Origin of the sequence: Bacillus sp. AFS002410 (assembly GCF_002556365.1) — a bacterium.
Classification (GTDB): Bacteria; Bacillota; Bacilli; order Bacillales; family Bacillaceae_G; genus Gottfriedia.
The window spans coordinates 23,461-34,752 of the sequence record NZ_NUEU01000085.1; the positions used below are offsets into that span (position 1 = coordinate 23,461).

The window sequence follows — 11,292 nt, forward strand, 5'->3', positions numbered from 1 at the left end:
TTATTATTTTTACAATCTAGATCTCCACGGTGTAAGAACTTGATGAATTTTAAGTTTTTTTACTGATTGTTTACTGTAACTTCAAATAGTCTTGCAGCATTCCTTTTTGGGATTTTAACTGTTAATGAACCACTATGTTTGTTCCATTTGTAATCTACTTCACCTTTTGACGGATAAGCTAATGTCACTTCTACATCTTTATTATTTAAATGGTTTAAAGGGATAAAGATTTTTTCCTCACTTGAATCCTGTCTCCAAACGGCTATAAAATTCTTATTTCCTTTTCTTAAGGCAAAGCTCATCCAAGAATCACCAAGATTAGGTAAACCCGTTGGCCAATAAGGGGTGCTTGTTGCGATGTATTGACGAATTGTTTTATAGTATTCAATTGCTTCTTTTACTAAAAGAAAGCGTTCTGGACTTATTTCAGCAAGATGTCCGCTTTGATGAATTCTTAGAAGTAAGCTATTTACCATGTTAAAAATTACTTCTTCTTCATCTCCTTCTTTTAACGGATATGACCAAACTGCACACTGTTCGGGTGTTACTAGAGAGGCAGCTGCAGCAGCAATTGCACCATTTTTTAAGTAGTCTGTTTGATCACTGCTAGATTGAAGACTATGACGGCTTAGTAAACTATAATCCATCCGCATCCCACCGCTACTACAGTTTTCGATTACTAAATCAGGATATTTTGCAAATATTTGATCAAGCCAACCTAAATAAGCCCGGTTATGCTCAAGTAAACCATCACCCATTGAATCCGCATGATAATCAGTACCCACTCCAGCATTAATGTTATAGTCCATTTTGATGTAACCAACACCATACTCGGCTACTAATCTATTAATTATTCCAGTTGCAAAATCTCTTACCTCAGGATTTCGATAATCTAACTGATACCTAGAATGATCAATCACTCTCTTTCCATGTCGCAGAAAAAACCATTCATCTGGAACTTTACTTGCAAGTGGGCAGTTGATTCCCATTACTTCTAACTCTAACCAAAGCCCGGGTACCATACCCATACTCCGGATATAATTTAAAACTTCAGTAATTCCATTCGGAAAACGCTCTTTAGAAGGAAGCCACTCACCAACACCATCCCACCAATAACCATCTGAATACCACCCACAATCGATGCAAAAATATTCACAACCAGCTTCAGATGCAGCATCAATTAACGGTAGCAATTTTTCTGTCGTTGGGTCGCCGAATAAACAATTCATATAGTCATTAAAAATTACTGGTAAATGTTTATTATCATTATTTGGACGACGAATTCTTCTACGATATGTAGTTATTTCTGAAATTGCATTTTCCGTCCCCCCACAAATCGCGCCAATTGCAACAGGTACGGAAACAAAGGTTTCGCCGGGAATTAGCTCTTTCCACCACTGATTCTCATTTTCTGTAGGTCCACTTAACTGTAAATAAAGTGAATCCACTATATCGCTTATTTCCCAATGCCAAGAACCGTGGTGTTCAATTTGCCAAATAAAACCTGTTCCAGTCTCTGTATTTTCTAAAAAGGCCATTGGAACATATTGTGAAGTTGACCACGTTCCAGTACTTGAATAAGATAATCTTTTCATTGAAAATTCATTAACTGTGTATAACCCCAATTCGGTCAATGAATACCGTTGCCATTGTGCTTCTCCATACCATGTATTATGAGGGATATGTAATCTCATTTTTTCTTCTCTGCTTGTTAATCCCTCTTTATCAATACCTGTATAAGCAAAAGATGAAACATACTCCATACCAACTGGCTCGTTTCCCTTATTAACAACCTCTGTCCACGTTCTTACAATCTGAATACCGTTAAAAAATTGTAAAAATGAATTTACTTCAACATTAGTTACTTCATCGATCATTTCAAACACAATTCTACGACCGTTTAAATTGACAGTATCCTTAAAATTTTGTAATTTTAAGCGTCTCCCCGGATTTGTTCCAGTATGTTTCGACCCATGATGATCATTTTGATTTTCACCAGAAAAATGAATTTCAACTAGACGATATTTACTTCTTTTACGATCATCCCAATTTAAATACTCTTTTGAAGGAATAGACGAAAAGTGAAGAAATCTAACATCTTTGTCCTCGGTGACCTCAAATGCAAGGAAAATTCCGTTTTCTTCGATTTCGATTAATTTTCCAACTTTTTCTATTACTTCTGACATGTTGAAACCTCCTTATCCTTTAACTGAACCAGCTGTCATACCTTCGATCAAATATCTTTGTAAATAAATGAACATAATGACGATTGGAATAACTGCTAACACGGATGCAGACATGATACTACCCCAATCTGTAGAATAAAGCCCTTTAAAAAGTGTGATTCCTGGTGTTAACGTACGATGAGCTTCGTCATTAATGAAAACATATCCAAACATAAACTCATTCCAAGCGTTAACAAACGCAAATAGTGCTGTTGCTACAATACTTGGAATCGAAATCGGAAGGATAATTTGAAATATTATTCGAACCCTTGAACAGCCATCCATTTCTGCTGCTTCTTCTAACTCATATGGAATAGAATCAAAGAATCCTTTTAACATAAAAGTACATAAAGGAACCATAAACGTTGTATATGCTAGAATCATAGATGCATATGTGTCCAACAAACCAAACCTTTGCATCAAGATATAAAGTGGCACTAACAATAGAACCCCTGGAATCATTTGCGATAATAGCATCGTTATATTTAGGAATTTAACCCCTTTAAATCTTTGAAACCTACTCAATGCATAGCCAGCAAAGATTGATACCAATATCGATATAAGCGTTGTAGAAATGGCAACTATGAAACTATTCATAAAAAACGTAATAAACTTTGTATTTACTAGCACATTTTGAAAATGTGAAAAAGTAGGATGTTTAATGAAGAAACTAGGATGGGTACTACGTATTTGATCAGTTGGTTTTAGGGACGTTACCAACATCCATAGAAATGGGAACACGCAGAATATCGAGATGACGATTAGTACAACATAGGTTACAATTTTACTGACAAGCATCCTTCTTTTACTCATTAGCATGTCACTATCACTCCTTACATAGATTAAACTCTATTTTTTCTGACATTATAGTAGTAATTGACTACGAAAATAGTAATCATAAATCCGATCATCATCGTTGCCAATGCTGATGCCGATCCTACATCAAATTGTTTCATTGCATACCGATAGATCATAATTGGGAGGGTTTCAGTCGCATTAAGTGGACCGCCTTCTGTCATTACCCAAATAAAATCAAAATTTATAGCTGTCCAAATTAAATGAATAAATATTAATACAACTGATACCGGTTTTAATTGTGGCAACACAATTTTAAAAAACCGCTTCATCGCACCTGCTCCGTCAATCGCTGCTGCTTCTAATAATTCTTTAGGAATCGATTGCATTGCAGCTAGTAAACAAATGGTATAGTACGGAAAACTTCTCCAAATATTAACAAAGGTTACTGTTAGCAATGCTGAATTTAATTCACCTAACCAATAGTACGGTTTATCTAATATCCCAAACTTAGTAAGAAGAAAATTAATAATTCCATAGTCAGGTGTTAACATCCAGATCCAAGTCGTTCCAGCAATGACAATTGGAACAACCCAAGGTATAATAATTAATCCTCTAAAAATCGCTCTTCCTTTTAACTTTTGATTTAAGGCTACTGCAGAAATTAAACCTAAAATAAACTCACCAGCTACAGAAAGTACAGTCCAGATGGTCGTATTGGAAAGTGCCTTAGTAAAATTTTCATCATGAATAACATTTTTATAATTTTCCAATCCCGAAAAGGAAGTTTTTAAAGTACTAACGAGGTTTTTAAAATGGAAGCTATCCCACACGACATTGATCAGAGGCAATGCAATTAAGGCAAGAAAGAAAAGTATCGCAGGAAATATAAATAAATAAGCTTGAAACATATTCTTCTTTTCTTTTGAAAGTCCCCGTTTCACCTTTTCTTGTTTTAATCCAAATTCTTTATTAACTTGCTTAGATTCTATGTTCAAGAGTATGTACCCCCACTTTCGATACGGATGTTAAATGAATGATTATAAGTAATAAAAGAGCAAGTATTGCTTGCACGACTATACAATACTTGCTACTCCTTAAACGTATTTATTTACCGCTAAGTTCGCCTGATTTCTGTAAATCACTATTAATTTGATCTGACAACCATTCTGCAACTTTTTTAGGACTTTGCTTTTGCAATAATGACTTTGCAAGTGCATCCTCCATACTTTTTGTAACGCCACCTAAAGAAATTTCAGGATATGTTACACCAGTTGACGCTAAGTCAGTAAAACCTTTACCCCACTGGCTATCGTTGACAACATCTGTACGTGGAGAATTAGTCGGACGAATGTTAGATTGCCATTCTTTTCCTAAAATATAGCTTGCAAATTCCCATGTTTCTTTCGGATGTTTACTGTTTTTGTATAAATATAGAGGACTAATTTCTAGGAATGTTGCTGGTTTTTCCTTATAAGGAGGAGCTGCTACTTTTACATCTTTCATCTCTTTAGGATTTTCTTTTGCTCGATCTTCAATCCATGGCCCATTTACGACCATTGCATACTGCCCAAGAGAGAAGTTAGTATCTTCTTCTTCCCATCCCCATGCTTTCGCATCCGCTGGAATTACGCCTTTATCTTGCATTTCTTGATAAAATTTAAAAACGTCTGCTGCTTTTGCAAGTTGATCGGGATTATCTTTCCAAGTATTTTTGAATTTGCCATCATCCATTTTCTCAGCAATCTTAAGATCATTTGAAGCTAAGTATGCAAGTAGCTCTTGAGGCGAGCGCACTCCTGCACCAGCTATACCGAAAGCTGGTTTACCAGTAGCTTTTTTAATATCACCTGCTACTTTAATTAAATCGTCAAAGGTTTTTGGAGGTTCTTGAACCCCAGCTGCTTTTAACATATCTTCATGGTATAAAAGTGCTCGAATTCCCAAATATTGAGGTAGAGCAGTAACCTTCCCTTCGAATGTTAGGGCTTTCATTACATTCGGATAAATTTTATCTTTATCAACCCAAGCATTTACATAAGGAGTTAAATCCTGCAGAGCACCCATTTTGTTAAACTCTCCATACCATTCACTTAACCCCCAGCTTAAATCTGGAGCTGCACCACCACTAATTGCTGCTACTAATTTATCATGAAGAGCATCGAACGTAATAACTTGAGTATTAATCTTAATATTTGGATGCTCATCTTCAAATTTTTGAATTTGCTCTTTCGTTTTTTTCTCTTCTTCAGAACCTGGTGCCCATGAAGCCCAGTACTGCAAAGTCACTTGTTTATTTCCGTTTTTATCAGTTGAAGCTTCTTTCGAATTATTACATCCGGCTAAAGTAGTCGAAAAGACGAGTAGTAACATAAATATTATTAAAAAGGACTTTTTCTTCACCACTATTAAATCTCTCCCTAAGATTTTTTATAAAATAATTACAAATTGCAAACTCTCATATTCACTAAAGTAACCACTTTAAGACAAAATGCTAGAATGTTGGTTAAGAAATAACTAATGTTAAACATTAGAAAACTATGTAACTACTAATCTATCTCTACATAAAACCACCTCCAATAATGATCTTCTTTCAAACGCCACCACTACTTTCTCTGACTATTAATTTTGTTGGGACCGTTACTTTTAAAGGAATATCCCTTCCGTTAATCCGGTCGAGTAACAGCTTCACTCCCGTTTGCCCCATCTCTTTTGTAAATACTTTCACAGTTGTTAATGGCGTACTTGCAAAACTTGCCAACTCAATATCATCGAAACTAACAATTGCTATATCATTTGGAACTGAAAGATTTGCTTCTTGGAGTGCTCTTAATGCACCTATTGCCATTGGATCACTCGAAATAAAGAAAGCTTCCGGCAGTTCCTTTTGTTGGATAGCCTTTTTCATTAACTCATACCCTTGTGACATGGAATATTCCCCAATAAATGTATATTTTTGGTTATATATCCCTCTTTCTTTCATCAGTGTTTCATATGTTGTGAGACGTTTATCTTCAATAACAACTGTCTCATTTTTCAAATATTCAATATCCACTCCACCTATATAACCTATTCGCTTATATCCTCGCTCAAATAAATGCATCAATGCGGTTTCTGTAGATTTAACAAAATCTATGACAACTGAATCATATAAATCTTCATCTGGAGAATGATGGATATAGACTACGTTTTCAATGTTATCGCTAATAGCTTTGAATGCCCTTTCACTAATTTTCCCAACTATTATAATCCCACCTAAATCTTTAAATAGATGATTTGAACCAATATCATTCCACCTAAACATGAAAGTCGAAGAAATACCTTGGTTCAGTAATTCCTCTTCTACTCCTTGTCTAATTGTTAGGAAGTATGGATCAGCCATTTCTTCTTCCAAAGTTTTAGAAAGTAAAATCCCAACACTAATCCCTGGCTTATCTGATTCCTGCTGTTCAACTCGCCTTTCTAAAACTGTCTTATACCCTAATTCCTTTGCAGCTTGTATTATACGTTCTCTCGTTTCTTCTAAAACTGTAATCTTTTGATCATTATTTAATACTCTTGATACAGTAGCTGGTGACACTTGAGAAAGTTTTGCTATATCTTTAATAGTAGCCATATTATGAACCTCTTTACGTAATATTTTAGTGATTTTTATTTTATATTTACTAATTTATTTACTGATTATATTTGTATGTTAACAGATACTGTAAATGCTTTCAATATCTTTTTTCTAATTTTTCTAAAAATTTCAACAAAACAACAGTTTAACTGCAGAGCTTTATCAAATTCTATTGTTTATAACCACTAAATATTACCGGTAAATTATTTACTAAAAGAATAAATCCATATTTAGTTAATTAAAAATTTCCTGATGCACAAAAAAACCACCTAAAAAGGTGGCTAGATTTTCGATTTTCGTTTTAAATTCATCCCTTCAGAACTTTTAATATAATCGTTCTGAAGCTTTCATTTGCACTTCTTCATTTATACTAATTTTTTATAAATCGCTTATTCCACTATTTGTTTATTCGATTAATTTTTATTGAACTAAGTTCGATTGGGATATAAATCTTATTTTTAAGTACAATATTCCCCATTGAGTTATATAGATTTTCAATTAATAATACGAATAAATTATTATTTGAACGTAATTCATAGTTTGAAGAAGGAAGAACTGATTCTGTAAATTTTATTTCGATTGTCGATGAATGTATTAGCATATAAATATCTTCTTCAAGTATTTTTAATACACTCTGTTGATCGTTAAGATTCATTTGATATTGGGAAGCTGTTTCACTTGGGAACATTGTAAAAGCATGTGCGACAAGTTTATTTTTAGACTTGTACCATCTATTAAACCTAATCATCACTGCTGAATCTTTATTAAAGATCCTTTTAATGTAATCATAATCGTCCGAAAAACTAACTTCAATAGAAGCATCTATATCATCAATTGTTTCTGTACAGCATTGAAAAACAGTATTTTCAATTTTTTCTAGGCCAACACTTCTTATATTCACATTTTGTTTTATAAAGTGCCCTTGCCCATGGATTGTTTCAATATATCCGTCCTCTTTTAGTAAACCCAATGCTTGCCTTAATGTCATTCTACTAACATTCATCATCTTAGAAAGTTCTGGTTCTGAAGGTAGCTTACTTCCAATTGGATAGACTCCCTCATTGATTAGTTTAAATAATTTTTCATAAATCTCTACATACAAAGGTAATTTTTTTTTATTTTCAACGGACATAACAACACTCCTTATAATTATTATATCGAGTTATGAATTATTCGCAATCTTGTCTCTTAAGTGAAAAGGGAAAATACAATTAAAAAAATGCGAAAGTTTAAGTTGTTATTGCTTTCTATATTATGTTGAAATATAATTTAGTTGTATCGAATTAGACAACTAAGTATACAACTATATTTCATGGTACAATTTTAAACTTTAGGAACTTGTTGTTCTTGTTTTATTTTGTAAGCGAAAACATATTAAGAAAGAATGATCAGCTTTAGATTAATTGACATGCGAAAAAGGAAGAATATGAGTTGTATAGGTATTGTTAGTTAAGTAAATAAAAAGAGTAGAATTGGAGAGATGATAATATGACAACACCACATAATACTGCTAAAACAGAAGAAATCGCAAAAACAGTTTTAATGCCAGGGGATCCACTACGCGCGAAATATATTGCGGAAACTTATCTAGAAAATCCAACTCAATTTAATACTGTACGTAATATGTTTGGCTATACAGGAACTTATAAAGGTAAACAAATATCTGTAATGGGATCTGGTATGGGAATGCCAAGTATAGGAATTTATTCATACGAATTATATAAATTTTATGATGTAGAAAATATTATCCGCGTTGGTAGTGCGGGTGCTTATACAGATGAACTAAACATTCATGATATCGTGCTTGTAGATAGTGCTTGGAGCCAATCAACATTTGCAAAAACTCAAGCAGGCGTAGAAGGTGACATCCAGTACCCTTGCGAAACCTTAACAAATAAAATTGAAGAAACTGCAAAACAGATTAATACTCCGATAATTAAAGGAAGAATACATTCAAGTGATGTATTTTATTATGAAAGTTCAGTTCCAAATTTTGTTGATTTTTATAATGACCATAAATGTATTTGTACAGAAATGGAAAGCTATGCACTATTCCATAATGCGAAAGTATTAGGAAAGAACGCAGCTTCTTTACTTACAATTTCAGATTCTTTAGTTACTCATGAAGAGATTAGTGCTGAAGCAAGACAAACTTCATTCGATAAAATGATGAAACTTGCATTAGAAGCTTGTTTGTAAAATGTAGAAATATGAGATTTATATAGATGTAAGAGAGTTTATTAGCATCTTAGGAATTATTAGGATTGCCTTTTAATAGTAGAAAAAGTTAGAACACAAACAAAAATTGTACAAATAATTTTTAAAAAAAGTATTGAAAATGAAGGCAAAGATTAAAAAACAATTTATTCAACAAACACATACGTAAGTTATTAAATAGAGCAGCCAGTGGCTGCTTTTTTAATATTAGTATTTTGAAGTATAGTTAATTAAGGCATGGTATAATTAATTCTTAAGTCGATTAAAAACAATAAAATAGATATTTATTTAAGTTATTACAGATATTTTATAAAGGGGATGAAGTAATGGAGAAAATTTGTGGGCCATGTGCTAAAAATATAGGAATGTCAAAAGAAGAACGCATGAAACTGGCTGACTCACGCATTAACAAACAAATATACATCTGTCCAAATTGCGAAAATGAGCACAATTATGTTAGTGCAGTAAAAATAGCTGTTCAAGTAAATAATACTCCGAAACAAATAATAGAAAAGAAAAAATCCACAAAGAAAAAGAAAGTGGAATCAGAGCAATTTACATTATTTTAGATTTAATATTTACATTAGGTCGACCATTTTATTTCAGAATTCAAGTTGAATACTGGTTAAATTAGCAAGCAATTCATACAAAAAAACCACCTTTTAAAGGTGGTCTAAATATAACTTCCGATGAATATTCTTCCCATCATAGCTAAACAACACAGTCCTATTCTCAATATTCATCACTAAATGTACGACTCTACCACACAACTGATGAATAAAAGGTATTACCTTCTCTACATAATTACATCTAATTCCATAATTTTGATCTCTTACATTTTCCCATGCCTAATCGATAACTTATATTCCTTACCTTGTCGTTGGAATAAATACATATCTTCTCGCATGACAAGATCTTTAGTTAAGTAGTTTCGAATAAATGAACTAAAAGATTCTAATTCTCGTACTTCAAACATTTTTTCTCTTCCGATGCCAGGTTTAACGCCTAATTCTTGCATTTCTTTTGTTGGATTATTATATCTCTCTTCAATATCTTCAAACATTCTTAAACCTAAATTATAGGGATTAATGCTTGTTTTTGACGGCTGAATTACTCCTGCATTAAGCTTTGCGTACTCAATTGCTTCATTGGAATCAAGATTTAGTTCGCGCATAATTCTTATATGCCAATAACTTGCCCAGCCTTGTTTCTCTCAACGATCTTCTTTTTGATATTCCTCACCAAGAATTTTCCCTTCTGTTTCAATATCAATTTTTATTTATTTTTCACCGTTTCTTGCATAGATCGAATGAAGTCGAGGTAATCCGTTGAAGTTGCATGATCTACATTCACAATGAAACCTGCATGCTTCTTTGATACTTCTGCTACCACTCCAACTACTTTAATCATAAGACCATAAAAAAATTGGACAACTAGTAATTTAACTAGTTGTCCTTATAAAACGAACATATACGTTAGTCATAATGAACTAATGAAATGCCCCCCCAATTGTTGACTCAACTAACCTTTATAGTGAATTTCAATTGGCTTCCATGAACTCACTGTTGATCTAAAGTTTAGGCAGGATATCCTCCGGTTGGTGGTGGCCAAGCACTAAATAATCTGCGTATTAGTACGATTTCACCTAAATGATAGGAGTTGTGTGATGCAATATTGCGTAGTACACCACCTGGGGATTCGCCTGGCCATTTCTCTAATGATTTGTCCAATTGAACAGTTTGGGCAATCGTACATGCCTGTTCTATCCCTTGAAGAAAATGCTGAATAATCTGTTTCCACTCTTCCTCATTACTAGGTCCTTCTTCAACAGGCCAGCTTTCTTTCACATCAGAAGGTAATTTAGGCCTCTCACCTTGTGCGAATAATATGAGGAATTCTTGCCAGTATGTCATGTGTTTGACTAATTGATAAATAGTATAAGGTAACTCCTCTATTCTTTTTCCAGCAAGATCCATGTCTATATCCAACAAAGCATTCTTGATAGGAAGATGACCACGTTCTCCTCTTAATGATTTTACTAATGTGTCACTAAACGCTTTATTTGACTGCTCCATATTACCGACTCCAAACATTTTTATTTCTATTTTACTAAATTTGTTGTTCTATCCCTTTCTATTATCTAAATATTTAATAGAAAAAATCACTGATTACATTAATCAAATCGAATTTTCCATCTGAACCATATGATGATAAAGACACAATTTTTTACTAATTACAGTAATTTTTCATATCTTTTTTTTATTATATTGTTTAGAGTAAACTCTAAGTCAATAGATTATGAGAGGATTGCTTTTTAATAGTAGAAAACGTAAGAACCCAAACAAATACTCTACAAATAATTAAAAAGATATGAATTGAAAATGAATACTAAGATTAATAAATCTTTTATTCAACAAGTCGAGTAGAATGGAGTCT

At 33.1% G+C, this 11,292-nt stretch carries 10 protein-coding genes and 1 pseudogene; 2 read left to right on the forward strand and 9 right to left on the reverse strand.

What is annotated here, in order from left to right:
- Positions 1-59: 59 nt before the first annotated feature.
- The 6 genes from CN692_RS21670 to CN692_RS21695 form a co-directional block, all read right to left on the reverse strand.
- Positions 60-2,186 carry a glycoside hydrolase family 36 protein gene (locus tag CN692_RS21670; RefSeq protein WP_098121206.1) on the reverse strand — a complete coding sequence of 709 codons (2,127 nt, stop codon included), beginning with the start codon at positions 2,184-2,186 and terminating at the stop codon, positions 60-62.
- Positions 2,187-2,198: 12 nt separating this feature from the next.
- On the reverse strand, positions 2,199-3,044 hold the full coding sequence (locus CN692_RS21675; protein ID WP_098121207.1) for a carbohydrate ABC transporter permease: 846 nt from the start codon (positions 3,042-3,044) through the stop codon (positions 2,199-2,201).
- A 23-nt stretch (positions 3,045-3,067) separates the two neighbouring features.
- A complete protein-coding gene (locus tag CN692_RS21680; protein ID WP_257131596.1) occupies positions 3,068-4,018 on the reverse strand; it encodes a carbohydrate ABC transporter permease in 951 nt (316 codons plus the stop codon).
- Positions 4,019-4,127: 109 nt separating this feature from the next.
- Entirely contained in the window at positions 4,128-5,426 is a 1,299-nt protein-coding gene (locus CN692_RS21685; protein WP_257144090.1) for an ABC transporter substrate-binding protein, read from the reverse strand.
- A gap of 187 nt (positions 5,427-5,613) precedes the next feature.
- Complete coding sequence (locus CN692_RS21690; RefSeq protein WP_098121208.1) at positions 5,614-6,636, reverse strand: LacI family DNA-binding transcriptional regulator; 1,023 nt, start codon at positions 6,634-6,636, stop codon at positions 5,614-5,616.
- 400 nt (positions 6,637-7,036) lie between these two features.
- A complete protein-coding gene (locus CN692_RS21695) occupies positions 7,037-7,771 on the reverse strand; it encodes a GntR family transcriptional regulator (protein WP_098121209.1) in 735 nt (244 codons plus the stop codon).
- A 356-nt stretch (positions 7,772-8,127) separates the two neighbouring features.
- On the opposite strand from CN692_RS21695, the gene deoD reads away from it, so the two are divergent.
- Both deoD and CN692_RS21705 read left to right on the forward strand, forming a co-directional pair.
- Positions 8,128-8,838, forward strand: coding sequence for a purine-nucleoside phosphorylase (gene deoD, locus CN692_RS21700; RefSeq protein ID WP_098121210.1), 711 nt, complete (start codon positions 8,128-8,130; stop codon positions 8,836-8,838).
- Positions 8,839-9,182: 344 nt separating this feature from the next.
- On the forward strand, positions 9,183-9,425 hold the full coding sequence (locus tag CN692_RS21705; RefSeq protein WP_098121211.1) for a hypothetical protein: 243 nt from the start codon (positions 9,183-9,185) through the stop codon (positions 9,423-9,425).
- A 93-nt stretch (positions 9,426-9,518) separates the two neighbouring features.
- On the opposite strand, the pseudogene CN692_RS21710 reads toward CN692_RS21705, so the two are convergent.
- The 3 genes and pseudogenes from CN692_RS21710 to CN692_RS21720 form a co-directional block, all read right to left on the reverse strand.
- Positions 9,519-10,063, reverse strand: a pseudogene (locus CN692_RS21710) (SpoVR family protein); the annotation flags it as partial.
- A 68-nt stretch (positions 10,064-10,131) separates the two neighbouring features.
- Positions 10,132-10,266 (reverse strand): hypothetical protein, encoded by a 135-nt coding sequence (locus tag CN692_RS27245; RefSeq protein ID WP_098121212.1) that lies wholly within the window; start codon positions 10,264-10,266, stop codon positions 10,132-10,134.
- 167 nt (positions 10,267-10,433) lie between these two features.
- Positions 10,434-10,931, reverse strand: coding sequence for a DinB family protein (locus CN692_RS21720; RefSeq protein WP_098121213.1), 498 nt, complete (start codon positions 10,929-10,931; stop codon positions 10,434-10,436).
- Between the last annotated feature and the right edge of the window lie 361 nt (positions 10,932-11,292).

What these genes read in the sequence shown, in the direction of transcription:
- CN692_RS21670 (WP_098121206.1), bottom strand. Translation starts at nt 2,186, where the DNA reads ATGTCAGAAGTAATAGAAAAAGTTGGAAAATTAATCGAAATCGAAGAA.
- CN692_RS21675 (WP_098121207.1), bottom strand. Translation starts at nt 3,044, where the DNA reads ATGCTAATGAGTAAAAGAAGGATGCTTGTCAGTAAAATTGTAACCTAT.
- CN692_RS21690 (WP_098121208.1), bottom strand. Translation starts at nt 6,636, where the DNA reads ATGGCTACTATTAAAGATATAGCAAAACTTTCTCAAGTGTCACCAGCT.
- CN692_RS21695 (WP_098121209.1), bottom strand. Translation starts at nt 7,771, where the DNA reads ATGTCCGTTGAAAATAAAAAAAAATTACCTTTGTATGTAGAGATTTAT.
- deoD (WP_098121210.1), top strand. Translation starts at nt 8,128, where the DNA reads ATGACAACACCACATAATACTGCTAAAACAGAAGAAATCGCAAAAACA.
- CN692_RS21705 (WP_098121211.1), top strand. Translation starts at nt 9,183, where the DNA reads ATGGAGAAAATTTGTGGGCCATGTGCTAAAAATATAGGAATGTCAAAA.
- CN692_RS27245 (WP_098121212.1), bottom strand. Translation starts at nt 10,266, where the DNA reads ATGATTAAAGTAGTTGGAGTGGTAGCAGAAGTATCAAAGAAGCATGCA.
- CN692_RS21720 (WP_098121213.1), bottom strand. Translation starts at nt 10,931, where the DNA reads ATGGAGCAGTCAAATAAAGCGTTTAGTGACACATTAGTAAAATCATTA.